The sequence below is a fragment of the Proteus myxofaciens ATCC 19692 genome, assembly GCF_001654855.1.
GTDB classification, from domain to species: Bacteria; Pseudomonadota; Gammaproteobacteria; order Enterobacterales; family Enterobacteriaceae; genus Proteus; species Proteus myxofaciens.
The window spans coordinates 1-24,645 of record NZ_LXEN01000070.1 but is presented as its reverse complement, the minus strand read 5'-3'; the positions used below and the strand labels follow the sequence as shown (position 1 = coordinate 24,645).

Here is a 24,645-nt window from a genome sequence, read left to right as displayed (position 1 = left end):
GTCATTTATTAGGTACAGAATTAGGTCTTATTGTACAAAATGGAATGAGTGCATTTGACCCGTTGATGCGTATTGGTAAACAATTTATTGAAACGCTGATTTATCATTTTTCACTAACTAAACAGCAAGCAAAAGAGAAAGCCTTTCATGCATTATCTCATTTTTTTCCGAGAGATATTTCCTCTATTATGCAGGCTTTTCCTCATCAATTAAGTGGCGGACAATTGCAAAGAGTAATGATTGCGATAACTTTTGCTTTATCTCCTAAATTATTGATTGCGGATGAACCCACGACAGCATTAGATGCACCTTTACGTCGAGAGATAATACAGTCATTTCAACAAATCGTAGCGACGCAGCATTCCACACTTATTTTTATTTCTCATGATTTAGCATTAGTGAGTGAAATAGCTGACGATATTTTAGTGCTAGAAAAAGGGCATTTAGTTGAATATGGTGATAAAGAAAGCGTATTGCTTTCACCGAAAGAAAATTATACCCGTTATTTAATAGAGACAAGTGCTAAGTTGTCTGCTCGCTTTAAACAATTAACGGGTATTTAGATCATGATAAATAAAGAAAACAAACTATTACAGGTTAACAATATCAGTAAATCTTATGCTGAAACCAAAGGTACGTTTTTTAAGAAAAGAAAACGCATTATCGAATCACTTTCTTTTTATATTCAGCGTGGTGAAGCTTTTGGACTTGTTGGTGAAAGTGGTAGTGGTAAAAGTACCTTAGCGCGTTTAATTTGTGGGTTAGAATCTACTGATAGTGGCGATATTTATTTAAATAATTTACCTGTTACCCAACGTATATATCGACAAGGCGTGATAAGCATTGTTTTTCAAGATTATCTGACATCAGTAAATCCGACATTTACGGTCGCTGATATTATTGCTGAGCCAATAAGAATCATGAAGCAACTTTGTGATAAAAATCAGTTAGAACAGCATATTGTTACTTTGCTAAATAAAGTGGGACTTTCTGATAACGTATACCACCGTTATATTCATGAGTTATCTGGTGGACAAGCTCAGCGTGTTTGTTTGTGCCGTGCTTTAGCCTCACAGCCTCAGTTAATTGTATTAGATGAAGCACTCAGTTCTCTCGATATACCCACACAAGTTGAAATATTAGAATTGTTAAAATCACTAAAAGAAGAATTGCAGTTATCGTACTTTTTTATCAGTCACGATATTAAAACAGTGACTTATTTTTGCGATACGGTGATGTTTTTCTCTCAAGGCCAAAAAATAGAGTTATGTGACATCAAAGAATTAGCAAATGTAAAACATGACTATGCCAAAAAAATCATTCAGTCTGTTATTTAACTTATTTTTACGATGATAATTTATTCTATTTTTCTCATTACATACCACTAAAGCAATAAAATCATATTGTTAAATGATTATTAGATTACTTTAACGACCATTTAATCATCTTATATCGTGTCTACTGCATTATGATGAGTCAATTAAATTAGCTATTCGCCTCACTTTGTGAGTAGATTAAGGTTTCTATTTGCCTCATTCTGTGAGTAGAATAGAGTGATTATTTGACTCATGAGGTGAATTATGTGGATTTGGCAACACGCAGATTGGACACATTTTACGTTTGATAATGAGGCTATTATTCCTCTATTGACTGAGACACGTTTTGTTCAAGGGACTCTTTATGGTCAAAGTCAGATGCTTCCAGATAATAATACATCAGCGTTAGACTCTATTTTGGCGAACATTATTTATTCAAGTGATATTGAAGGCGAAAAATTAAATGCTTTTTCAGTTCGTTCTTCATTAGCAACCCGATTAGGTATTATAGAGGAAAAAAGTTATCCTACTGATGAGAAATCAGAAGGTTTTGTACGTGCTGCATTAGATGCTATTAATAATCTTGATGAGCCATTAACACATGAGCGTTTATTTCAATGGCATCATTTACTCTTTACTGAAGGACACTCAATTTTACATCCAATTATTTCGGGGCAATATCGCACTAGCCCTGTACAAGTTATTTCTGGAAAAAGAATTGATAAACCTATCGTTCATTTTGAAGCACCACCTCCTGAATTAGTTGAGTCAGAAATGACATTGTTTTTAGCTTGGTTTAATCAATCACAAACTGACTATACGCCTGATCTTATTATTAGAGCAGCAATAGCTCATCTTTGGTTTTTAACTATTCATCCATTTGAAGATGGAAACGGTAGAATTGGTCGATTAATTATGGATTTAGCTTTAGCTCAGGCTGAGAAGAGGACTGTTAGACTCTACGCTATGTCGAAAACAATTAATGAACAACGACAACAATATTATGATGTTTTAGAAAAAACGCAAAAAGGTGATAGTGATATCACACAATGGTTATTTTGGTTTTTAAATACATTACAGCTTTCAATGCAAGAAGCGATTAACGAAGTAGATAATACAGTAAGAACGACAAAATATTGGCAGGCACATGATCAATCATTGTTATCACTAGAGCAATCTAAAGTCATTAATAGAATGCTAAAGGGTGATTTTGCTGATGGAATTAATAATAGCCAATATAAAAGTGTTGCTAAGGTAAGTAGAGCAAGTGCAACGAGACATTTAGCTTTTCTTGTTGAGCATAAGTTTTTAGTTGATAGTGGGGCTGGTGGTCGCAGTATAAGATACCTGTTAAAAGATTGAGAATTACCCACAATCAAAACAGTAAGTGATAGGTTTTATTGCTATTCTTTTTTTTGGTTTTTTTAAGACGCGATACGCTATCTAAAACACCCTAGCCTTGATTATCATTCGCTAGAGGCTCATAATTTAATCGTATAGTTCCATTTTATTAATATAAAAGGATATTAAAGAACGATGAACGACGATGTTGACCGATGTCCTGAGTGTCAAATAAGAGCATATTACACAGATGATTTTGTTCGTGTGTATCAAGCCTATTCCAATACTATTGCTCAGAGCGCAGTCGCAAACGGAACTTTTGTTTCGCCTCCCTTTAGTTTAACCAGAATGACGTGGGTAAAACCGTCTTTTCTTTGGATGATGTACCGTTCTGGTTGGGGACGTAAAGATCCTGATCAAGCATCCATTCTTGCTATTGATATTACTCATGAAGGTTTTCAAGAAATGCTTAAAGAAGGGGTTGTGAGTCATTTTGACCCCGATTGCTACGATAGTGCACAAGAATGGAAAGCCGCGACAGAGGCAAGTGATATCCGTATTCAGTGGGACCCTGAACGCGATATTTATCTTAATAGACTTAGCTATCGCACTATTCAAATAGGATTAAGCAATCAAGCGGTTGAAAAATATTGCAAAGAGTGGATTGTAAATATCACCGATATTACCAATAAGGTACATCAAATTGATGCCTGTATTGCCAATGGTGATTTAGATACTGCATACAGCCTACTTCCTATCGAAAGACCTTATCCTTTTGATATGTAGTCTTTTTACCCCGCTTAGCAAGCGGGGTAAGCCATTTGACTTAATTTACAGCAGGGCGAACACCTAAAGTATGGCAGATAGCATAAGCAAGTTCAGAACGATTAAGCGTATAAAAGTGGAAATCTTTCACACCTTCACGACTGAGTATTTTCACCATATCAATGGCGATAGAAGCCCCAACTAAGCTACGGGTTTCAGGATCGTTATCTAACCCATCAAACATTTTATTCATCCATCCTGGGATTTTGACATTCGTTAAACCAGCAAAGCGTTTTAATTGATTAAAATTAGTGACGGGTAAAATACCTGGAACTATTTCGACATCAATTCCTGTTGATACACAGCGGTCTCGAAAACGCAGATAGCTCTCAACATCAAAGAAAAATTGTGTAATGGCTCGGTTAGCGCCAGCATCTACTTTTCTTTTAAGATTAATTAAGTCAGCTTGTGCGCTTTTTGCTTGAGGATGAACCTCAGGATATGCCGCGACTGAAATATCAAAATCGCCAATATCTTTAAGTAAATGAACTAAGTCTGTTGCATACATTTCAGGTTGGGTTGAGTTATCTGGTAAATCGCCTCTTAATGCTACGATATGGCGAATACCGCTATCCCAGTAATCTTGGGCAATATGTTTTAGTTCATCACGACAGGCATCGATACACGTTAAATGGGGGGCTGCTTCTAATCCTGTACGTTCTTTGATGCCTTTGATAATGGAGTGTGTTCTATCTCGTTCACCTGAATTCGCGCCATAAGTGACTGATACAAAACTTGGTTTTAAGGTATTTAAGCGAGCGAGTGATTGCCAGAGTGTGCTTTCCATTTCTTCTGTGCGAGGTGGAAAAAATTCAAAAGAAACTTGGATCTGACCATCAAGTTCAGCAAGATTTTGGTTTAATGCTTCGTGTTGACTTGCGTGATAAAAGCTCATACCTGTACCTCATTGATAACATTGTTATGCTGTTATTTTTATTTAATTATTACCCTGTCTTTATAACCATCTAAACGTTTAGATGTCTAGATGTAGATTCCGTTAATTTGTTCATTTAGTCAACACCTAATGGCGTTATTACTGATGAAGATATTTCAATGGCAATGAGAAAAAACGTCATGTTGCGTTATGTCACCTTAAAATCGTGAAATGGAATGACGACTTTTTTGCCCTATTAAGTGATTTTTCTTCTACACTAATAAAAGAAACTAGAGTAGGAAGGAGAAGGTTAAATGATTGTTTGTAAACGTGTTTATGAAGATAAAGACGGATATAATGAGGGTTACCGCGTATTAGTGGATAAGCTTTGGCCTCGAGGTGTTAAAAAAGCAGATTTTCATTATGATGAATGGAATAAAGCTGTAGCGCCTTCAACTGAACTTAGAAAATGGTTTCATGAAACGGAGGATTTTGCTGAGTTTACTCAACGCTATAATAAGGAACTTGAAGCATCACCTGAAAATTGGCAATCGCTCTTGGCTATCGCAAAAGAAAAATCATTGGTCTTACTGTATTCAGGGAAAGATGAGCAACATAATAATGCTGTTGTGCTCAAAAATTTTTTAGAACATAGACTTAGCGAGATAAAATAAATAAAAAAAGTGGCGCATATGCGCCACAAAAATTGCTAATAAGAACTTTTAACAGAGGTAGAGACTCAGTGACCGCTTATTTTGCGATAACACGCGTATTGTTCTCTAACCATTGGGTGACACGTTGTTTTTCTTCGTCATTTAGCCACATCCCGAGTTTTGTACGACGCCAAATAGCATCATCAAGCTCAATTACCCACTCGTGATTGATTAAATAGCGTAGTTCTGCTTCATAAAGATTATGACCAAATTTCTCACCCATACCTGCTAAGTCAGTAATGCCTTCAAGCAGTAATTCTGTATTGCTACCGTAAGTACGAGCAAAACGTAATGCAATCGCTTCTGGTAACCAAGGATGACGCTGACGAATTAAACGTGCATAACCGTCGCGATCACAACCTTCTAAATTACCACCCGGCAATTGACCATTTTTTGTCCACGGTTTACCCATATTAGGGAAATAAGCAGTAAGTTTATCAACAGCATGCTCACCTAATTTACGGTAAGTTGTTAATTTACCGCCAAATACAGATAATAGTGGTGTTTTGCCATTATCATCATGAATATCAAGTGTGTAATCACGAGTGATAGCTTGTGGTGAATCAGATTCATCATCACACAGTGGACGCACACCAGAATAGTTCCATACAATGTCGTTTGTAGTAAGCTGTTTTTTGAAGTGGTCGTTATAGACTTTTAATAAGTATTGCACTTCGTTGTCATCAATCGCGACATCTTTAGGATCGCCATTGTATTCAACATCCGTTGTACCGATGATAGAGAACTCATCCATCCACGGAATAACAAAAACAATACGATTATCTTCATTTTGTAAGATATATGCTTGTGGTTCGTCATGAGCACGAGGAATAACAATATGGCTACCTTTGATTAAGCGAATACCATAAGGTGATTTAAGTTTTAATCCTTCATCAAATAACGTTTTTACCCAAGGCCCTGCTGCATTGACTAACGCTTTTGCTTGGTAACGTGATGTTTCACCCGTGCGTAAATCTTGTGCTTCAACCATCCATAAATCATTTTCACGCCATGCACGAGTCACTTTTGTACGAGTACGTACTTCACCACCATGGCGGACTATTTCTTGTGCATTGAGTACGACTAAACGCGCATCATCAACCCAGCAATCAGAATATTCAAAACCACGAGTGAGTTCAGGTTTTAATACAGAATTAGCACCAAATTTAATCCCTTTGCTGCTTGGTAAGCTGACACGTTTTCCTAAATGGTCGTAAAGGAACAGACCAATACGGATCATCCAAGCTGGGCGTAAATGAGGTTGATGTGGTAGACGAAAGCGCATAGGAAATGCGATATGTGGCGCAAGTCTTAATAATACTTCACGTTCTGCCAATGCTTCGCTGACTAAACGAAATTCGTAGTGTTCAAGATAGCGTAAGCCACCATGAATTAATTTTGAGCTCGCAGAAGATGTTGCACTTGCTAAGTCTTGAGCTTCCAGCATTAATACTGAAAGGCCTCGGCCTGCTGCATCCGCCGCAATTCCAGCGCCGTTTATTCCGCCGCCGATGACAATCAAGTCTTTAGTTTCCATAACATCCTCCTACGAATGAGCGAAACAGTTCTTTAATGTTCGTTTTCGCTCACGATTGTAATGAAATTTACGGTAATTGCCAACTATATAACTGAGAAAAAACATTAGTGCGTGATATGGATAACAATTTATTAGCATATCCATATAATTTGTATGCTTATTATTAGGTGAGAAATATCGCGAATATCTTAATGAAAGATAGTCGTAATATCTGTGAAAAGGTAGCGATATCAGGAGTAAATTATAAAAAAGAAAGGGATGGGCACTAAAAAGTACCTCAATTAAAGTACTTTTTAGAGAATATTAATTTAGCAGAGCTCAAGTTGAACATTATGATGTTCAATAATTTTGTGAATACCCGCTGGTGGTGCTTCATCGGTAAACAGATAATCAATTAAGCTCATATTGCCTAAATTCACCATGGCATTACGCCCGAATTTAGAGTGATCAGTCACTAACATAACACAACGTGAATTTTCGATAATTGCACGCTTAGTACGAACTTCGTGATAATCAAACTCAAGTAATGAGCCATCCATATCAATACCACTTATCCCTAAAATACCGTAATCGAGACGAAATTGAGAGATAAAATCCAGTGTTGCTTCACCCACAATACCACCATCACGAGAGCGAACTTCACCACCCGCTAAGATTAAACGAAAATCTTCTTTTGCCATAAGGAGTGTTGCAACATTGAGGTTATTTGTCACAATGCGAAGATTTTTATGATTAATTAGTGCGTGAGCAACGGCTTCAGGTGTTGTACCAATATCAATAAAGAGTGTCGCGCCATCAGGGATAAGGCTTGCTACACGATGTGCTATACGTGACTTTTCATCAGACCACATAATTTTGCGATCATTATAAGCGGCATTAACTGAGCTTGAAGGTAATGCAGCTCCACCATGATGACGATGAATTTTATTTTTTTCTGCTAATTCATTGAGATCGCGACGAATGGTTTGTGGACTCACTTCTAAATGCTCCACAAGTTCTTCTGTAGTGACATAACCTTGTAGGCGTACTAACTCAATAATGGCGTCATGTCGTTGTGTTTGCTTCACAGGTGTCCCCTAATATTTAGTATCACGTTAATTTTATTATGATTTACGCATTAATTGATGTCGATTATCCCACAAAGCCATTAATAAACCGATAATGAAGCCAGCAAAATGTGCGGTATTGGCAATGCCGCTATCTAAAGCATCTTCTAAAAGACCGCTATAGCCTGCAATTATCCAAAGAATAGAAATAACAATTAAACCCGAAGGTACACCAACTCCCTTTTCAGGAGCGCGTAATCCTGTAAAGCCAACATAAGCAATAAGGGCAAAGATAACACCAGAAAGCCCCAAGAAATAAGGTCCACTCACTAGAGCTTGAGCCCAGTTACTAAATAAAGCTGATACCAGTAAAATAACAAAGAGTTTGCCTGTACCTAATTGTTGCTCTGTCTGACTTGCAAGATACCACCATATTGCGAGATTAAAGGCAATATGCAGTATTGAGCCATGAGCAAATGCGGGAGTGATATAGCGCCATATTTCTAGTTTTGAGGCGTCGTTATCAGGCCAACCTATATAGGATAATGCATTGTAATCACCAACAAATTGTTGCCAAATATAAATCAAGATGCAGAGAATAATAACCAGTACCGTGAGAGGACCGGATTGTTGCACCATTTTTTTTATAGAAAAGGGTGAGCGATAATTAATACGTGTATTTTGGGCTTTGCCTGCTTGCCAGCTAGCGGCTTGGTAACGAGAATGATAAGGGTCTAGAAGAAAGGTTTTTAGCTCTTGTTCAACAAGAGTGGATTGTTGAGCATCTTCTAACCATAAACTGATTTGCTGATTTTCGACTTGGGTGTGAATATGCACACCTTTAGTTGCCATATAGTTAATAAATAAATCAGCAAGTTGAGGGTTGGAAAGTGTGATTATGTGGATCATTCAAAAACTCATCTGTTGTTATTGCAGAGAAGTTATCGCTTGCGGAAACTCTCTTTGCCATGCCTCAAAACCCCCATTAATACTGTAAACGGTTTCAAAGCCCATATTGACGAGATATTGCGCAGCACCTTGGCTACTGTTGCCGTGGTAGCACATTACCATGATAGGCGTATCAAAATCTGCATCTTGTAAAAATGCATTAATCGTTTCATTGGTTAGGTGAAATGCCCCTGTTGCGTGGGCTAGACGATAACTTTGTGGGTCTCTCACATCAACTAAAATCGCTGATTGTGATACCAAAAATTGATAAGCTTGTTCAGTGCTTAGAAAGTGAAAGCTGTCCATAATTGTCTTATTTATTATATCGTTAATTATCTATTCTGAGCGAGAGAACGCTGTCGTTATACAACACTTTATTTATATAACATCTCTTTATTTAGATGGTATTAGTGTTTGTAATATGAATACATATACAAATCCCCTCGATATCAGTGCAGGTGAATATCAAAGGGGATTTGACATTGAGAATCAGTAGTAGGAGTGTTCACCGCGTTGGTGTTCAGTTAAATCTTTCACACCTTTTAACTCTTCTGGGAACAGATTAAGCAGTTCTTTTTCGATACCATCTTTCAAGGTGACATCAATCATTGAACAACCATTACAACCACCACCGAATTGTAAAATTGCATAGCCTTCATCAGTGATTTCCATCAGCGTAACACGACCACCATGGCCTGCTAACTGAGGATTAATTTGTGATTGAAGTACATATTCAACACGTTCAATTAATGGCGCATCAGCATCTACTTTGCGCATTTTCGCATTAGGTGCTTTTAGCGTTAATTGTGAGCCTAATTGATCAGTCACAAAGTCAATTTCAGCTTCTTCAAGAAAAGGTGCGCTGATGTCATCAACATAGGCAGAAATTTTCTCAAATTTAATTTCTGTATCGTTAGGCTCAACAGCATCTGGTGGGCAGTATGAAACGCCACATTCTGCATTAGGTGTACCTGGATTAATGACAAATACACGAATTTGGGTGTTGGGTTCTTGGTTAGCCAGTAGTTTGGCAAAATGTGCCTGAGCGGCATCAGTAATAGTAATCATATCGTCTTGCTCAATAGTTGACTGTTCTGGTTGGTTATCATACGCCCAATTGGCGGTTAACTACAAGGTTCGGCAAATGGCCCATACCTCAACAGAACGTGCTCCAGCACGAAATAGCAACGGCACTATCGCGTTTAGTGTCGCACCTGTAGTGATAACATCATCAAATAGTGCCAGATTTCGTCCTGATACCGACACTGAGTTGTTTAACATAAATGCATTTTTTAAATTTTGTTGCCTTTCCTTTGCAGAAAGATGGCTTTGCACCAGTGTAGCACGAGTTCTTATTAAGGCATCAGGCTGATAAGCACAATTTAACCATCTTGCAAGAGGTTTAGCGATAGCATTCACTTGATCAAATCCTCTAGACCATCGACGGCGTTGATGCAATGGCACACTGATAATTCTATCTGGCTTACACACTAAATTCTCACGACGATGTGTTAGCCAACGAAGTAGAAAAAGGCGTGCAAGACATACTGCTATTTGAGGGCGAGAATGATATTTATAAAGGTGTAGCAGTTTATTTAATGGCGAGCAATAGTCTGTAACTGTCAACATCTGTTTCCAACGTGGAGGAGAACGTAAACATTTTCCGCAAAGCAACATAGGATAGCTTGAAGGATATAAACAGCCAGGGCAACGACTATATTGCTTTGGTAAGTGACGAAGACAACTCGAACAAATACCTTTAGTATCATAATGTAGTGGTTGACGACATAACCAACAATAACTTGTTACTGTTATCAGCATAATAGACATCCTTGTAATAAGAGAAGAGAGCATAACAATGAATAAATTGCATTGGCAGACAATCGGTGAAGGAAAAACAGATCTTGTGCTATTGCATGGGTGGGGATTGAATGCCGAGGTTTGGCAATCATTAATTCCACGATTAAACTCGCATTTCACTCTTCATCTTGTTGATTTGCCAGGCTATGGCCGTAGCCAAGGTTTTCCTACTCTGACATTAAAAGAGATGGCTGATATTGTGTTTACTCATGCACCTAATGATGCAATTTGGCTAGGATGGTCTTTAGGTGGATTAGTCGCTAGTCGTATTGCGCTTGATAACCCTGAGAAAGTAAGAGCATTAGTGACAGTCGCCTCATCACCGTGTTTTTGTGCTCATGAAGGATGGCCTGGTATTAAACCTGAGGTATTAAAAGGATTTGAACAACAATTAAGTGAACATTTTCACCGAACTGTAGAGCGTTTTTTAGCATTACAAACATTAGGCACGCAAAGTGCACGTGAAGATATGAAAGCGTTGAAAGAGGTTGTTTTAGCGCAAACATTGCCTTCTGTTGACATTCTTAATGGTGGGTTAGAAATTCTACGTACCGAAGATTTACGTGATGAACTAAAAAAACGACATTGCCCATTTATCCGCTTTTATGGTTACTTGGATGGTTTAGTTCCTAGAAAAGTCGCTGAGATATTAGATAGTGAATATCAAGATTCGCCTTCAGTTATTTTCCGTCATGCTGCGCATGCCCCATTTATTTCACATCCTGATGAATTTTCTCAAGCGTTAATTACCGCGTGTAGAAATATTATAAAAAATTAAATGAAATAAAGGATATGCAATAACTGCCCTTTATAAAAGAGGGCAGCTTTTACCACTTATTGTTACAACGCTGTAATATCTTGGACTAAATGATAAGTGGTTTTACAAATGGGTGGATTTCTAATGGTGTCATACACAGGACAAGTACGTTCAATAAAATCAATAAATGCTTTTATTTCTTCCTCACTATTATCCGCTTTAATATAAAAATGCGTAGTAATTTTACTAAAACCAATCTTGGTATCTTTATTTTTACCGGTAAAGCCATCAGTGTCTAATTCACCTTTTACATCAATACGAATATCATGAAGTTTAATTTTTTGTTGACGTGCAAAGCTTTTAGCGACAATTCCTTTACAAGCGCCTAGTGCGCCTAATAATGCTTCTACTGGGTTCATTGCGGTGTCTTTTCCACCTAATAACGTGGGTTCATCAAGAATAAATGTAAATTGCCTTGATGCACATTGCATTTGTAGACAACCGTCTTTACCGCTTGTTACAACAGATGAAAATTCAATAATGGGCATAATATCCTTTCCTTGTATTGTAAAATAGCTATTAACTAATACTAGTATTAATACCTAATATGACAATTTTATTTATTAATTATAGAAAGAGATAATCTATTATTTAGTTATTGAAAAATAATGAGTTAATTGGCTTTATGACGGTAAAATAAAATTCCCTTACTTTATAAATAAAATAAGGGAATTAAAGTGACAGAATAATAATTAGCAATTTATCGTAATTGATACACTTTAGTTTGACATGCCGTTGATTCAGGGCAACTTTTACAGCTACCACTAAAACAGGACTCGACATCCACTTCTTGAATTTTACCCATCATTTTTAATCGCTCTAACATTGCTTGTACCAGTGATTCTGACATATGTAGCTGATGGCTAACTAGACGAGCGTCAGCTCGGCCATTTAGAGCGACACAATCACGTACCTGTATCAAACTTGCCATCTTATTTCCTCTGTCTTTTTCGTAAACTTAGTGACAGCTACCTTCTTTAGAGCAACACTGTTTTGCTAAAGATTTTTTACTGCTTAAATTAATAGTAAGACGATTACGTGCCTGACGTAATAACATAAACAGTATTAAGTTAAATATCACTACAATAGCAATGGTTATTGTACTGCTTTGAGGATGCTCGCTAAAGGTCGCAATTTGGTAAAATAAGGCGGCAACACAATAAGCAATATTTAATCCCCAAAGAATAGAGAATGTCATCCATCCACGGCTAGTTTCACGAGCGATAGCTCCCATCACTGAGACACAAGGCACATAGAGTAGGACGAAAATAAGGTAGCTATAGGCCGCGGTTGAGGTGCCAAATTTCGCACTCATCGTACCCATGGTACCAGTATCCATTTCACCATCACCTTTGCTGGCTTCTATTGGATTAGAAAGTGCGGCAATGGTAAACGTCTCTTTTAAGCTATCCCATGTTTCACCAAAGGCATCACCAATCTCACCCCATAAATCAAAGTCTTCAGGCACAAATGGCTCATTAATAATACTTTCTGCGGTATAAAGCGTATTTAATGTACCTACAACAACTTCTTTCGCCATAGCACCAGTGACAAGACCTACAGTTGCTTGCCAGTTATCACTATGAACACCAATAGGTTTAAGGAGCGGTGTTAATACCTTACTTACAGAAGCAAGTGCTGAGTCATTGATGCTATCAGCCGGTTTACCTGAGAATGTGAAACTATTTAATGCACCGATAAACATACTGGCGACAATAATTACTTTACCTGCACGTACAACAAATCCTTTTAAACGCTGCCAAGTTTGCAGTAAAAGTGTTTTTGCATGAGGAACATGATAAACAGGCAGTTCCATGACGAAAGGTGAGGCTTCACCACGCATAATGGTATGTTTCAACATCAAACCGGTAAGGATGGCAATGAAGATCCCTAACAGGTAAAGAGAGAAAACCACACTAGCCCCATTTTTACCAAAAAAGGCGGCAGCAAAGACGGCAAATATCGCTAAACGCGCACCACAAGACATAAACGGTGCCATTAGAATAGTGATTAATCTCTCTCTTGGCGCATCTAAAGTACGTGCACCCATAATAGAAGGCACATTACAACCAAAACCTACAATCAGTGGTACAAAGGATTTACCTGGTAAACCTAATGTTTGCATTAATCTATCCATGACAAAAGCTGCACGCGCCATATAACCAGAATCTTCAAGGATAGATAAAAATAAGTACATCATGCCGATTTGTGGTACTAAAGGTAAAACAGTATTAATACCCCCACCAACACCTTGTGCTAGGAAAATGGTCAACCAATCAGGGAAATTGAAGGTTGCACCTAGCCATTGAATACCATGAATAAATATTGCCTCAGAACCGCCTTCAAAAGCAGGCTGTAAAGCACCACCAATATTGATGGCGAGAACAAACATTAAGTACATAACAAACAAGAAAATAGGGACGCCTAGCCAGCGATTTAAGATGATTTTATCAATATTTTGCGTTAAGCGATTAGGCTTAATAGACTCCATATTGATAACCGCATGGCAAATACGTTCAATATTATGATAGCGCGCATCTGCAATGACTAATTCAGGTTCGTTATTGTGTTCATCTTGAATACGTTGACGAATTGCTTTGATTTCATCAGTCGTTAATTCTGCGCGTTGATGAGTATAAATATCCCCTTCTAAACATTGCAAAGCCATCCAACGGCGTTGTTGTAGATTAAATTCATCATGATTTATTTTTTCAGCTAAATTTTCTACTTCATTTAAAAGCCATACAGGATAGGATGTCAGCAGTTCTTTTGGCTTTTTCTTTTCTGCTGGAAATGTATCGATAGTCTGTTTTAACTCACTAATACCTGTCGCTTTTGTCGATATTAATGGAATGACAGGGCAACCTAACTCTTCTGAAAGCGCCTTTATGTCGATATGCATATCTTGGTGCTCAGCAATATCGAGCATGTTTAATGCAACAATGCATGGAATTCCCAGCTCAAGAAGTTGCAATGTGAGATACAAATTCCGTTCAAGATTTGATGCATCGACAACGTTGATAAGCATGTCGGCTTCATTACTTAAAATAAAGTGACACGCTATTTGTTCATCAAGTGATGTTTGTTCTGAAATGGTAGTAAGAGAATAAGTACCCGGTAAATCGACAAGTTCAACTTTATGGTTTGCCGTTGTGAAGCGACCTACTTTGCGTTCAACCGTTACCCCAGCCCAGTTACCGACACGTTGACGAGAACCTGTGAGCTGATTAAAAAGCGTTGTTTTACCGGCGTTAGGATTACCGATAAGACCAATAGTGAGAGGAGTCATAATAGTGATGCCAATTGTTGTGTTGCCTGATTGAATAGCTAATAACGTTTATTTTTCGTTGTGAATGACTTCACTGAGATTAATCAGCGCAAGATCTTTTTTTCTTAAAATCAAAGAGACGCGATGTGTTTCTATTTGGATAGGATCGCCTAAAGGTGCAATACGAATAACGTTGAAAATGGCACCTGGTAACATCCCCAATGACAGCAGTTTTTGACGATAAGCAGGGCTTATCTGTGGTGAATAACTCAGAATTTTATAACTATGGTCTGGGATTAGAGACATAAATTGTCCTTCCACGAATATTGATACAAAAACAATAGTATTGATAATTATTAACGCATGTAAAAAGATAACACACAAGAAAAACAAGGTAATTATAATAAATATTTTTAATACAAATGAGAATTATAACCATCCTTATTGGACATAATTTAGCTTATTTTATGTTCGTTTCCCCTTGATGTAAATCAAGTAGAGAAAAGAAATTAACGTGAAAATAAGTCAGATATGGCAATATTTTATCTGTGTTATAGAAATAAAAATAGAATGTAAATACGTGGTGAGGTTATTTATCATATAACGTAGCAATTGTGTAACAATAGATTAATTATGTTAACTGGTAACAAGTCTAAATTTATTTGTATTAAGTGGAAATAATCACGTTGAAATGATTAAATAAGGTAAACGGTTGGGGTAAAATAAGGAAGAAAATATTTTGAGTGATGAGTGAAAAAGTAACAATCACTGACAGATATTTTCTTTATGAATATCTGCCAGCTAATCGTTATTAATAAAGATTATTGGCCTTTCAATAACTGCATAATATCTTCTGTTTTTTCCTCGTCATCATCATCTTCAAATTCGATGCCTAACTCAGCCATTAATGCATCAATACGATCGAGGGTTTTCTCTGTGTACGCTTGTTCTTCTGCTGTCAGCTTTTCGCCATTTTCAAGACGAGAAAGCAATTCATCTAAACGTGCGTCATTTTCTAAGTTATCTAATTCTTGTTCTGGTGTTAAACGTGTTGGCTCTGGTTTAACGGATGCCGGTTTTTTCTTCGCAATTTTGGTTGTTTCACCGACGATTAATGGAATCGGTTTTTTACTACCAATGCGTGGATCTTTTAGTTCACTATTTGCAGTTTGTTTACCTGTTGCTACTTCCTGCTGACGGTTACCAGCAGGATTACCGCGATGTTTCTTTTGACGCTTACGCTCACGTCCTTCCGCATTTAATTCAGCACGCGTTTTACGTGTTTTACTTGCGGGTGTTCTTTTAATCATATTCATAATGGTAACTCGATTGTGATCTTCTTGGTTGCGCAATCTATCAGAAACTATTTTTTGATAAAAGCGCAAAATTAAGACAATTTAATTTTTGCTGACGTACAATGCACCGCTCGCTTCACTATACTTGACGGTATCGTGGCATTAATTAACTAAAAATTTAAATTTATTAACCTAACATTCTGTTTATTATGACATCAACAGCGACTCAATTACGCAAACCAGTATATTGGTGGATTATTGGTTATGCGATTTTATGGATCTTCGTGAGCTATCTCTTTGACCCCACTGTACCCTATGACGCAGTAGAAGCTGTCAATTGGGGAACTAATGGAGGATGGGGCTCACCTAAAAATCCGTGGTTTGTCGGCTTTATTATGTGGCCTGCAATTTACGGTGGTATCGATTTTAGCTTTTATTGGTATTTTATCCACTTTATTGTGATTGCCATTGGGCTATTGGGTGTTTGGAACTTAGCTTATAAGTTAACGAAAGATGCCAGCCTTGCTTGGTTTGCCATGTTAGGATTAAATTTATCAGGTGTGATTAACTTTGATATTATTCCTTACAATGATAATTATATCCTTGTTGGTTGCTGGGCATGGGCTTTATATTGCTTTGTTTGTGCTATTAATGATAATCCCAAATATTGGCTTGGATTTGCAATCGTGATGGGTATTGCCACTATGGGGAAATATTCATCATTAGCTATTATAGCATCAGTATTTATATTAAGTGTGTTTGTACCTAAGGTACGTAAAAGCTATCACTCACCTTATTTTTATTTAGCTATGGCGATTTGGTTTGCTTTTGTTATCCCTAATTTTATTTGGTTATGGCAAAACGATTTTGCGGCCTTTAAATGGGTAAATTCTCAAATAGATCACCGTTTTAATTTACGTACTGCACGTGCTGCATTAACGGTATTTTATCCCGTTATTATTATGTGGATTATTGTTCGCTTATATGGCGGAAGAACAAGTTGGTCAACTTCACAAGACAGTAAGTTACTTAACTTTATTTTGCTTTTCCCGTTATCTATTATTTTTATCTGGTTTTGTTTTAATGATGGTGGGCGTATTACGGAATGGTTACAGCCATTTATGTCAGTAGCTACTGCGTTATTTGTAGGTTCAATTAAGATAAAACCAACGCGTTCATTACGTGGTATATTATATGGTTTAGGTGTTTTTGGCTTACTGATTATTTCAGGATATACCGTTGTTCAAGCCACTAATGTACGAGGTGCAGGGCAAAAATTTATTGGTGTAAAAGTATTTGTGAATGAGGTTGAACAAGCTTGGCATCAACGTTATCACACGCCATTAGCTTATACTGGTGGTGAATATATGCATGAATGGACGACGTTTTATGGTAAAGATAGACCGCATTCTGCTCAGCCATGGATAATCAAAGAAAACATTCAGCCACCTAATATCTATAATCGCCATATCACTCTAGACCAATTAGAAGAGAAAGGCGTTGTATTGATTGATAAAGTAGGCGTTCATTGTGATCATGCTCATTTTACAGAAGGCTTGCGCCATTGGCCTAATTTGAAAATTGATGATACACAAGAAATTATCTTTCATTCTGAGCCAGGTGGAGTAGGACAACCTGTTTGTATTGGTTTTGTCGCGCCTAAAACGCAACAAGAGAGATAAAACATGCGCTACACAGATATTCAGATTGAAACCCAAAGATTACGGCTTCGCCCATTTGAAATGAGTGATGCTAATGCGTGGTTTAAAATAATGAGCTCACCTGAAGTGACGCGTTATTGGAGCCATCTTCCTTGGCAAACATTGCAAGAAGCACAAGAAGACATTATCCAAGATATCACGCATATGGAGCGAAAAGAGTATCTGCGTTTGGCCATTACAGAAAAAATAACTGGCCATCTATTAGGTATGTGTATTTTCTTTAACTATTATCCTCGTTCAGATCGTGGCGAAATTGGCTATTGTCTTGATACGGTTTATCAAGGTAAAGGTATAATGAAAGAAGCAATGCTAGCCTTTATTGATTATCTACATACTCATTTAGCTATTCGTCGTTTAGAGGCGGATATTCATCCTAATAATAAAGCCTCTGCAGCGTTATTGAATACATTGGGTTTTGAACAAGAAGGCTATTTAAAACAACGTTGGGTTGTGGGTGGTGAGATTTCAGATTCGGAAATTTATGGATTATTGTTATAACGTTATAGATATCACAGCATAAATCGTAAAAGCACAAGTGTTCAATTTCACTTGTGCTTTTTTATTATCAATTAGAACAAGTTGTTTAAATCAATAGCATGAGTATCGACTAATAATATTTTAAAGATAAAGAGTAACGATACGATAACAACGCACAGATTGATCTCTTTCCAACGAAAGGTGCCTATTTTCATTACACAATAGGCGATAAAGCCTAACGCAATGCCTTCTGTAATGGAAAAGCTAAATGGCATCATCACGGCGGTAATAAATGCAGGTACAGACTCTGTTAAATCATTCCACTTCACGCGAGTTAGGCTTGATGTCATTAACACACCCACATAAATTAATGCACCTGCTGTAGCATAGCTTGGTACCATACCAGCAAGGGGTGATAAGAAAATGGCTAATAAGAAGAGAATACCCACGATAACCGCAGTTAAGCCTGTACGACCGCCGACAGAAACACCAGAGGTACTTTCTATAAAGGCCGTCACAGAAGATGTTCCCATTGCTGAACCTGCAACAGAGCTTAGGCTATCAACATATAAAGCTTGCTTCATACGTGGAAATTGCCCTTTTTCATTGGTTAATCCTGCTTTATCAGTAACACCTATTAATGTACCCGATGAATCAAAAAGATTGACCAGCATAAAAGCAAAAATAACCCCTGATAGACTAATATCTAAAGCGCCAACGATATCAACTTTACCTACAACTGTTGTTACTGAAGGTGGAAGAGAAAAAACGCCTTGATATTGAACATCACCTAATAACAGACCAATGACAGTGGTGATAATAATAGAGATAAGAATGGCAGCATGAATATTTCTAGCCGCGAGAATAGCGATAATAAAAAAGCCCAGTGCACCTAATAAAACGTTATGAGAAGCAAAATTACCGATAGTCACAATGGTGTCATTATTTGGAATAATAATACCTGAGTTTTTTAACCCCATCATGGCGATAAAAAGGCCGATACCACTAGTTATACCAACGCGTAAACTTAATGGAATATGGGCGATTATCCAATAACGGATACGAAATAATGTAAGTAGTAATAATCCAACAGCACCCCAAAAAATCGCACCCATTGCGACTTCCCATGAATATCCCATTGCGCCAACAACGACAAATGCAAAAAAGGCATTTAATCCCATGGCAGGTGCAACAGCGATAGGAAGATTGGCAACAAGTCCCATTAAGATGCTACCAAAAGCAGCGATTAAGCAGGTTGTGACGAAGACGGCTTTGATATCCATATGGGCTGCCGCCAAAATTTGAGGGTTAACAAAGATGATATAAACCATGGTTAAGAATGTGGTGACACCAGCAATAATTTCGGTGCGCGCTGTAGTACCATGTTCTTGTAGTTTAAACACACGTTGGAGCAAACCCTGTGGTGCAGAATTTGTTGATGACATGCTCATAGACAAAAGATCCCAAAAAAAATGTTTTTCGCTTTATCCTACACAAATAAAAACAGAACTGCATTAAAAAAAAGTAATCGATTGCGTTCTCAGGGAAATATGAGTCAATATCTCTGTAAATAAACCATAGCGAAATATCAATATTTACAATGATATATTGAATGATAATCTATCAATAAGATTGAAATAAAATAAATAATAGAATAAGAAAATCTTTATTTTAGTCATTTTAAATATACTTAAATCATAACAAATAATAATAAACTGGGCACTTTATGATAAATGGAAGAATACTTACTTTATTAAAATAGATGAGTATGAAAATAAATTTTAAAAAATAACATCATTAGTATTATTTTTCCTTAGTATATTTTAGTTTATTAAAATCTATATATTACAACGCGTTGTGTATCTTATTTGTTAATAAGTAATGAAAAGATTATCTAATTACTATTATTACCTTTATTTTATTCATAATAGGAAATATAAGTTAATTTAAAATAACAATTAATATGAAATTTATTTTTTAATTTATCTTGAAAAATAAATTTATTTATCTACATTTAAATTACTTATTTCTCTCTAAGGAAATAAAAATTAAACATTGTTAGTACAGCATTTAATTATACTTATATGAAATTTTATTTTTATTTATATAAAAATAAATGGTGATTTTCTATCTAAAAAATATTTATTTAATATAACTAAGGTGATTATGATGAGTAGAGAAAATAAATTTTCTTTCAAAGTTAATTTACTCGTGTTTTCCATTCTATCAACATTAAATATGGCGACAGTAGTACATGCTGATCCCGCTGCTAATATTGGACAAAATAAAAATGTTGAAGTTATTAATATAGCCGCGGCGATTAATGGTAGCTCTATTAATGAAGTAAAAACATTTAATGTACCTAAAGAAGGTGTGATTTTAAATAATAGCATCAATGAAATTGAAACAATATTATCAGGAAAGGTTCCTGGTAATAATAATTTATCAAATAGTGTTGCAGAAGATATTATCTTAGAAGTAAAAACAAAAAAGGCCAGTATATTAAATGGACCTGTGGAAGTTGCAGGAACGAATGCTAGGATTATTCTTTCTAACCCATCAGGTATTACTTGCAGTAGCTGTAATTTTTTAAGTGCTAATCGTGTTGTATTAACAACAGGTTCTTTAGAGATACAAGATAGTGCAGTAAATGGTTATAAAGTTGAAAAAGGAAACATTACTATCAATGGTAATGCTGTTATTGATGAAACCACGGAACAGTTAGATTTAATCGCAAGAAATGTGTTGGTTGATGGTGTTATGGATGCCGCTGGTGTCAATGTGAAAATGACAACAGGAGCCAATGCGGTTGATAAAGATAATGAATCAATTACAGCAATTAAAGGAAGTGGTGCTGCAAGTAAATACAGTTTACAAGTATTAAAATACGGTGAAATTAAAGATGAATCATTTCAATTTGTAGGTCCAGAAAAAAAAGCAAATCTTATTAATAATGGCACAATAGAAAGTAGTGAATCAGGTATCGATATATCACATACAGGGGCTCTGGTAAACGAAAAAGGCAGTATATTATCAAGTGGTGATATTAATGCTGTATTTGAAAATGGTATTACAAATAAAACAGGGAAAATACAAAGTAGTAAAGCCATCTCTATAGATATAAAAAATGAAAAGCTGTCGAATATAAATGGTGGCAATATTTCTGGTATTGGTAATGTTTCTATAAATAGTGGCGAATTAAATAATGAAGCTTCATATATTGCCAGTGAAGATAAAGTTAATATAAATACCAATATGAAAGAGATGACAAATGCATCAACAATTGGTGATGAAGTTGGTATTGCAGCAACTAATGGTATTACGATTAATAGCGGTACTTTTAATAACAAAGCAGGACAAATGCGCTCTGAGGATTATATTGATATTAATACCAATATAAAAAGTTTCAGTAATATTAATAGCCGTATCGATGCTGCGGGTGATATTACCTTAAATAGCGGGGAGATTATTAACGATCAAAGTCGCTTACGGTCAGTAAAAAGCTTATCAATTGATACCAATGGTAATTCGCTTAAAAATACAGGCCTAACCGCAGATACAGCAAGTGATGACTCACTAGGCATATTGAGTGGTAGTGGTGGTATGTCAATCAATACAGCAGGATTAAATAATGATCAAGGTATTATCGCAACGGAGGGACCTCTGAATCTTGCTAATAAAGGGGATTATTCGAGTAAATGGGGACAAATAAAAACGGGTGGTTATTTAACCTTCAATAGCGAAAAGTTCTTCAATCAATATGGTGGGTTGGCTTCTCAATTTGGCGCTAATATTACGATTGAGAAAACGCTCGATAATACCTATGGTGTTTTATATTTAGAAGGTGATGATGTTGTGGTGAATGCTCCTTATATTAATAACAATAAAGGCGTTATTAAAGGTGATGTCATTCATCTTAAAACAGACAAATTTAATAATACGGCTGGGTTTACTGTGACAGAAGTTAAACTTGAAGTCGATGCACCTGAAGTCACTAATAATAATAGTGCTGAATTTAAAACAGAAATGGGATTTTATCTAGGTCAGCCAGATCAAAAAGGAGGAATTGTTAGTAAAGGAAATATGATTTTAAAAGGTAATAAACTTTCCTCAACTAGTGGTCGTATCGTAACAGAAAATGGCGATATGAAATTAAATTATCAAAATATTGATAATACCAAGGGTCTTATTGCATCTAAAAAAGAAGCTTCTGTTATTTCTACATTCTTTACTAATACACAAGGTACGTTATTTGGTGAAAATAAATTAACACTACGTACGGGTGTACTTAAAAATAATGGTAGTGGTTCTGTTGATAGCAATGACTTAAAAGGTGTTGTTGCATCAGAAGGTATTTCAGATATTACCATTTATACTGACTTTGAAAATAGTGGAATGATATCTGGTATTAAAAAGTTAATGATGAATATTGAAGGTAAATATACCAATGCTGTAGATAGTGTTGCTTCTGGTGAGGAAAGCCTTGAACTTAATGTTAAAGGAAACATTATTAATCGCGGAATATTAAATTCAGTGAAAACATCCACAATCTCAGGTCAAAATATTACTAATGAAAAATCAGGTGTTATTGTTGGTAAAGAAAAATTAACCATCAATAATTCAGGGAAATATACCAATAAAGGTAAAGTTATAAGTCCTGATGAAGAATAAAAATAAATAAACGATGAGCGGTATAACTACCGCTCATATATTCAATAATATAAACATAGAGTATTTAATGAAAAGTGGTATAGATATTATAGAAATAAAAAGAGTCTCTCTTGCAATAGAAAGAAGTGGTGAGAAATTATTAAGGAAAATATTAACAACATATGAACTAAAGGAAATAGGGATTTTAAATAAAAACCATCATCGTATTGCGGGTTTTTGGGCAGCAAAAGAAGCAGCAGTAAAGGCATTAGGAACAGGTTTTCGTCTTGGTATTTTATTTCATAACATAGAGATAAGACATGATATATATGATGCTCCTTATTATATTTTTACAGGTAATTTCCTTAGAATTTTAAATAAAGAAAATATAGTAAAAACATCATTAAGTATCTCTCATTGTAATGAATATGCGGTAGCAATGGCAGTATTCAATTAATCTAATAGGTAATGAATTATGTTTACATATTCTGATTTAAATAAAAAAAATATAATCGTAACAGGAGCCAACGGAGATATAGGAATAGCAATTTGTCAAAAATATCTTGAACAAAACTGTACAGTTTTTGCTGTTTATCATAAAAACAGAAATGAATTAGATAAATTAAAAGAAGAAAATAGATATAGTGAATCACTATATATTTTAAATTGCGATATTAGTGATAATGATTCAATTACCGACTTTTTTATTTTATTAAAAGAATATGTTAATACTGTACATGTATTAGTAAATAATGCTGGAGTTATCAAAGATGAATTATTTTCAGCTATTAACATTAATGATTTTGAATATGTTATTAAAACTAATTTAATAGGAACATGTCATTTTACAAAGCAAATATTATTGTTATTACGATCGGCAAATAAAGGTGTCATTATTAATGTTTCATCTATTGCCGGTATTGTACCTAGTATTGGACAAAGTAATTATAGTGCCGCCAAATCAGGAATTATTGGTTTTACGCATACACTTGCAGCAGAGCTTGCCAGTAAAGGAATAAGAGTTAATGCAGTCGCTCCCGGTATGATTGAATCTGTGATGGTAAAAAAAGTATCACGTCAGATTGTTAGACAAGTGAAATCTGTTATTCCACTTCAACGTTTAGGTTTAAGTGAAGAAGTTGCAAATGCTATTTTATTTTTAAGTTCAGAGGCATCTAGCTATATCGTTGGGCAAACGCTAATAGTTGATGGTGGCATGGTAATGCGATGAGAGAACAAATTAATGAGTCACTATAATCATTCACTTGTGCCACCTACCTTATTTTTAAAAATGGGAGGATGGCGGCAACCCACTATTATGGTGGATAGAATTATTGATTTTATTCCAGGTAAAAAAGGACATATTACCGTTATAAAGCATGTCACATTCAATGATAATTATTTATTAGGACATTTTCCTCAACATCCCGTAATGCCAGGAATAATGATTGCTGAGATATTTGGACAGGCCAGTGAATATTTATCTTTTATTAATGATTTTTGTATTCTTTATAAACGCTTAAAAAATATTGAATTGAAATCGTTTAATGATATATCTAAAGCAATAAATGAACCTATTTCAGAATCTATTCTATGTACTCATAGGCAGAATGTTGAAGGTGTATTAGCTTCACAAAATTTAAAATATAAAAATGCCGTATATCCTGGTGATACGATAGAAGTAAAAAGTAAGCTAATTCTTTCAGATCCTTATTATTTTAAACATTATTTTGTAGAGGCGAGAGTAGGGAAAAATATTATCGCTAATGGCACTATCGTTAATTATAGAGAAAGTTATGAATTAAAATAGACCACTTAATTTTTTAGAGATGAATATTATGATAAATAAAAGTTTATTAAATGAAAAAATTGAAATAAGAAAAAATATGTTAAAAATAGTGAAAGCAGGATTAATTGAAAGACTTAATTTATATAGAAACATAAACCAAATTGATGA

Annotated in this window: 25 protein-coding genes; 12 read left to right on the top strand and 13 right to left on the bottom strand. The window is 35.6% G+C overall.

Annotated elements, in window-relative coordinates; all coding sequences use genetic code 11:
• The 4 genes from M983_RS07745 to M983_RS07730 all read left to right on the top strand — a co-directional run.
• Positions 1 to 563 (top strand): ATP-binding cassette domain-containing protein (locus M983_RS07745; protein WP_066749507.1); only part of this gene is annotated, 563 nt, incomplete at its 5' end.
• Between the two features lie 3 nt (positions 564 to 566).
• Positions 567 to 1,337, top strand: a complete 771-nt coding sequence (locus tag M983_RS07740; RefSeq protein ID WP_066749506.1) for an ABC transporter ATP-binding protein — start codon at positions 567 to 569, stop codon at positions 1,335 to 1,337.
• A 243-nt stretch (positions 1,338 to 1,580) separates the two neighbouring features.
• Positions 1,581 to 2,678 carry a Fic family protein gene (locus M983_RS07735; RefSeq protein ID WP_066749505.1) on the top strand — a complete coding sequence of 366 codons (1,098 nt, stop codon included), beginning with the start codon at positions 1,581 to 1,583 and terminating at the stop codon, positions 2,676 to 2,678.
• Positions 2,679 to 2,852: 174 nt separating this feature from the next.
• Positions 2,853 to 3,443: a DUF4291 domain-containing protein gene (locus tag M983_RS07730; RefSeq protein ID WP_066749504.1), complete on the top strand. Its 591-nt coding sequence runs from the start codon at positions 2,853 to 2,855 to the stop codon at positions 3,441 to 3,443.
• A 40-nt stretch (positions 3,444 to 3,483) separates the two neighbouring features.
• Here M983_RS07730 and metF read toward each other — a convergent pair whose 3' ends face one another.
• Entirely contained in the window at positions 3,484 to 4,377 is an 894-nt protein-coding gene (gene metF, locus M983_RS07725) for a methylenetetrahydrofolate reductase (RefSeq protein WP_066749503.1), read from the bottom strand.
• 293 nt (positions 4,378 to 4,670) lie between these two features.
• Between metF and M983_RS07720 the strand changes: the two genes are divergently transcribed.
• Positions 4,671 to 5,030, top strand: a complete 360-nt coding sequence (locus M983_RS07720; RefSeq protein ID WP_066749502.1) for a DUF488 domain-containing protein — start codon at positions 4,671 to 4,673, stop codon at positions 5,028 to 5,030.
• A 76-nt stretch (positions 5,031 to 5,106) separates the two neighbouring features.
• Here the strand turns inward: M983_RS07720 and glpD are convergent, their stop codons facing one another.
• The 6 genes from glpD to gntX all read right to left on the bottom strand — a co-directional run bounded on the left by glpD (position 5,107) and on the right by gntX (position 10,421).
• Positions 5,107 to 6,606: a glycerol-3-phosphate dehydrogenase gene (gene glpD / locus M983_RS07715; RefSeq protein ID WP_066749501.1), complete on the bottom strand. Its 1,500-nt coding sequence runs from the start codon at positions 6,604 to 6,606 to the stop codon at positions 5,107 to 5,109.
• A gap of 308 nt (positions 6,607 to 6,914) precedes the next feature.
• A complete protein-coding gene (locus tag M983_RS07710; RefSeq protein ID WP_066749500.1) occupies positions 6,915 to 7,673 on the bottom strand; it encodes a DeoR/GlpR family transcriptional regulator in 759 nt (252 codons plus the stop codon).
• A gap of 36 nt (positions 7,674 to 7,709) precedes the next feature.
• Positions 7,710 to 8,561, bottom strand: coding sequence for a rhomboid family intramembrane serine protease GlpG (glpG, locus tag M983_RS07705; RefSeq protein ID WP_066749499.1), 852 nt, complete (start codon positions 8,559 to 8,561; stop codon positions 7,710 to 7,712).
• Positions 8,562 to 8,579: 18 nt separating this feature from the next.
• The gene (gene glpE / locus M983_RS07700) at positions 8,580 to 8,906 is read right to left on the bottom strand and encodes a thiosulfate sulfurtransferase GlpE (protein WP_066749498.1); all 327 of its coding nucleotides are present in this window, start codon (positions 8,904 to 8,906) and stop codon (positions 8,580 to 8,582) included.
• 183 nt (positions 8,907 to 9,089) lie between these two features.
• Complete coding sequence (gene nfuA, locus M983_RS07695; protein ID WP_066749497.1) at positions 9,090 to 9,668, bottom strand: Fe-S biogenesis protein NfuA; 579 nt, start codon at positions 9,666 to 9,668, stop codon at positions 9,090 to 9,092.
• A gap of 60 nt (positions 9,669 to 9,728) precedes the next feature.
• Entirely contained in the window at positions 9,729 to 10,421 is a 693-nt protein-coding gene (gntX, locus tag M983_RS07690) for a DNA utilization protein GntX (RefSeq protein WP_157091940.1), read from the bottom strand.
• Positions 10,422 to 10,458: 37 nt separating this feature from the next.
• On the opposite strand from gntX, the gene bioH reads away from it, so the two are divergent.
• Positions 10,459 to 11,238 (top strand): pimeloyl-ACP methyl ester esterase BioH, encoded by a 780-nt coding sequence (gene bioH, locus M983_RS07685; RefSeq protein WP_066749496.1) that lies wholly within the window; start codon positions 10,459 to 10,461, stop codon positions 11,236 to 11,238.
• A gap of 62 nt (positions 11,239 to 11,300) precedes the next feature.
• Here bioH and M983_RS07680 read toward each other — a convergent pair whose 3' ends face one another.
• The 5 genes from M983_RS07680 to yihI form a co-directional block, all read right to left on the bottom strand.
• Positions 11,301 to 11,765, bottom strand: coding sequence for an OsmC family protein (locus tag M983_RS07680; protein WP_066749495.1), 465 nt, complete (start codon positions 11,763 to 11,765; stop codon positions 11,301 to 11,303).
• Positions 11,766 to 11,977: 212 nt separating this feature from the next.
• Entirely contained in the window at positions 11,978 to 12,208 is a 231-nt protein-coding gene (locus M983_RS07675) for a FeoC-like transcriptional regulator (RefSeq protein WP_066749494.1), read from the bottom strand.
• 27 nt (positions 12,209 to 12,235) lie between these two features.
• A complete protein-coding gene (gene feoB, locus M983_RS07670; protein WP_066749493.1) occupies positions 12,236 to 14,566 on the bottom strand; it encodes a Fe(2+) transporter permease subunit FeoB in 2,331 nt (776 codons plus the stop codon).
• 48 nt (positions 14,567 to 14,614) lie between these two features.
• Complete coding sequence (gene feoA, locus M983_RS07665; RefSeq protein WP_066749492.1) at positions 14,615 to 14,851, bottom strand: ferrous iron transporter A; 237 nt, start codon at positions 14,849 to 14,851, stop codon at positions 14,615 to 14,617.
• A gap of 515 nt (positions 14,852 to 15,366) precedes the next feature.
• Positions 15,367 to 15,861 carry a Der GTPase-activating protein YihI gene (yihI, locus tag M983_RS07660; protein ID WP_066749491.1) on the bottom strand — a complete coding sequence of 165 codons (495 nt, stop codon included), beginning with the start codon at positions 15,859 to 15,861 and terminating at the stop codon, positions 15,367 to 15,369.
• A gap of 188 nt (positions 15,862 to 16,049) precedes the next feature.
• Here yihI and M983_RS07655 point away from each other — a divergent pair, with 188 nt between their 5' ends.
• Both M983_RS07655 and M983_RS07650 read left to right on the top strand, forming a co-directional pair.
• Entirely contained in the window at positions 16,050 to 17,522 is a 1,473-nt protein-coding gene (locus tag M983_RS07655) for a glycosyltransferase family 39 protein (protein WP_066749490.1), read from the top strand.
• 3 nt (positions 17,523 to 17,525) lie between these two features.
• Positions 17,526 to 18,059, top strand: a complete 534-nt coding sequence (locus M983_RS07650; protein WP_066749489.1) for a GNAT family N-acetyltransferase — start codon at positions 17,526 to 17,528, stop codon at positions 18,057 to 18,059.
• 71 nt (positions 18,060 to 18,130) lie between these two features.
• Here the strand turns inward: M983_RS07650 and M983_RS07645 are convergent, their stop codons facing one another.
• Positions 18,131 to 19,489 (bottom strand): NCS2 family permease, encoded by a 1,359-nt coding sequence (locus M983_RS07645; RefSeq protein ID WP_066749488.1) that lies wholly within the window; start codon positions 19,487 to 19,489, stop codon positions 18,131 to 18,133.
• Positions 19,490 to 20,207: 718 nt separating this feature from the next.
• Between M983_RS07645 and M983_RS07640 the strand changes: the two genes are divergently transcribed.
• From M983_RS07640 to M983_RS07625, 4 genes are all read left to right on the top strand, one after another.
• Positions 20,208 to 22,709, top strand: coding sequence for a two-partner secretion domain-containing protein (locus tag M983_RS07640; protein WP_066749487.1), 2,502 nt, complete (start codon positions 20,208 to 20,210; stop codon positions 22,707 to 22,709).
• Positions 22,710 to 22,776: 67 nt separating this feature from the next.
• Positions 22,777 to 23,145 carry a holo-ACP synthase gene (gene acpS / locus M983_RS07635; RefSeq protein ID WP_066749486.1) on the top strand — a complete coding sequence of 123 codons (369 nt, stop codon included), beginning with the start codon at positions 22,777 to 22,779 and terminating at the stop codon, positions 23,143 to 23,145.
• 18 nt (positions 23,146 to 23,163) lie between these two features.
• Complete coding sequence (gene fabG, locus M983_RS07630) at positions 23,164 to 23,919, top strand: 3-oxoacyl-ACP reductase FabG (RefSeq protein WP_066749485.1); 756 nt, start codon at positions 23,164 to 23,166, stop codon at positions 23,917 to 23,919.
• 12 nt (positions 23,920 to 23,931) lie between these two features.
• Positions 23,932 to 24,498, top strand: coding sequence for a hotdog family protein (locus tag M983_RS07625; protein WP_066749484.1), 567 nt, complete (start codon positions 23,932 to 23,934; stop codon positions 24,496 to 24,498).
• Positions 24,499 to 24,645 lie beyond the last annotated feature (147 nt).

Excerpts from the sequence above, each read along its gene's own strand:
- M983_RS07730 (WP_066749504.1), top strand. The coding sequence starts at position 2,853 with ATGAACGACGATGTTGACCGATGTCCTGAGTGTCAAATAAGAGCATAT.
- glpD (WP_066749501.1), bottom strand. The coding sequence starts at position 6,606 with ATGGAAACTAAAGACTTGATTGTCATCGGCGGCGGAATAAACGGCGCT.
- gntX (WP_157091940.1), bottom strand. The coding sequence starts at position 10,421 with ATGCTGATAACAGTAACAAGTTATTGTTGGTTATGTCGTCAACCACTA.
- glpE (WP_066749498.1), bottom strand. The coding sequence starts at position 8,906 with ATGGACAGCTTTCACTTTCTAAGCACTGAACAAGCTTATCAATTTTTG.
- M983_RS07675 (WP_066749494.1), bottom strand. The coding sequence starts at position 12,208 with ATGGCAAGTTTGATACAGGTACGTGATTGTGTCGCTCTAAATGGCCGA.
- M983_RS07655 (WP_066749490.1), top strand. The coding sequence starts at position 16,050 with ATGACATCAACAGCGACTCAATTACGCAAACCAGTATATTGGTGGATT.
- feoB (WP_066749493.1), bottom strand. The coding sequence starts at position 14,566 with ATGACTCCTCTCACTATTGGTCTTATCGGTAATCCTAACGCCGGTAAA.
- M983_RS07720 (WP_066749502.1), top strand. The coding sequence starts at position 4,671 with ATGATTGTTTGTAAACGTGTTTATGAAGATAAAGACGGATATAATGAG.
- M983_RS07640 (WP_066749487.1), top strand. The coding sequence starts at position 20,208 with ATGAGTAGAGAAAATAAATTTTCTTTCAAAGTTAATTTACTCGTGTTT.
- bioH (WP_066749496.1), top strand. The coding sequence starts at position 10,459 with ATGAATAAATTGCATTGGCAGACAATCGGTGAAGGAAAAACAGATCTT.
- metF (WP_066749503.1), bottom strand. The coding sequence starts at position 4,377 with ATGAGCTTTTATCACGCAAGTCAACACGAAGCATTAAACCAAAATCTT.
- feoA (WP_066749492.1), bottom strand. The coding sequence starts at position 14,851 with ATGTCTCTAATCCCAGACCATAGTTATAAAATTCTGAGTTATTCACCA.
- glpG (WP_066749499.1), bottom strand. The coding sequence starts at position 8,561 with ATGATCCACATAATCACACTTTCCAACCCTCAACTTGCTGATTTATTT.
- acpS (WP_066749486.1), top strand. The coding sequence starts at position 22,777 with ATGAAAAGTGGTATAGATATTATAGAAATAAAAAGAGTCTCTCTTGCA.
- M983_RS07625 (WP_066749484.1), top strand. The coding sequence starts at position 23,932 with ATGAGTCACTATAATCATTCACTTGTGCCACCTACCTTATTTTTAAAA.
- yihI (WP_066749491.1), bottom strand. The coding sequence starts at position 15,861 with ATGAATATGATTAAAAGAACACCCGCAAGTAAAACACGTAAAACGCGT.
- M983_RS07650 (WP_066749489.1), top strand. The coding sequence starts at position 17,526 with ATGCGCTACACAGATATTCAGATTGAAACCCAAAGATTACGGCTTCGC.
- M983_RS07735 (WP_066749505.1), top strand. The coding sequence starts at position 1,581 with ATGTGGATTTGGCAACACGCAGATTGGACACATTTTACGTTTGATAAT.
- fabG (WP_066749485.1), top strand. The coding sequence starts at position 23,164 with ATGTTTACATATTCTGATTTAAATAAAAAAAATATAATCGTAACAGGA.
- M983_RS07680 (WP_066749495.1), bottom strand. The coding sequence starts at position 11,765 with ATGCCCATTATTGAATTTTCATCTGTTGTAACAAGCGGTAAAGACGGT.
- nfuA (WP_066749497.1), bottom strand. The coding sequence starts at position 9,668 with ATGATTACTATTACTGATGCCGCTCAGGCACATTTTGCCAAACTACTG.
- M983_RS07645 (WP_066749488.1), bottom strand. The coding sequence starts at position 19,489 with ATGAGCATGTCATCAACAAATTCTGCACCACAGGGTTTGCTCCAACGT.
- M983_RS07740 (WP_066749506.1), top strand. The coding sequence starts at position 567 with ATGATAAATAAAGAAAACAAACTATTACAGGTTAACAATATCAGTAAA.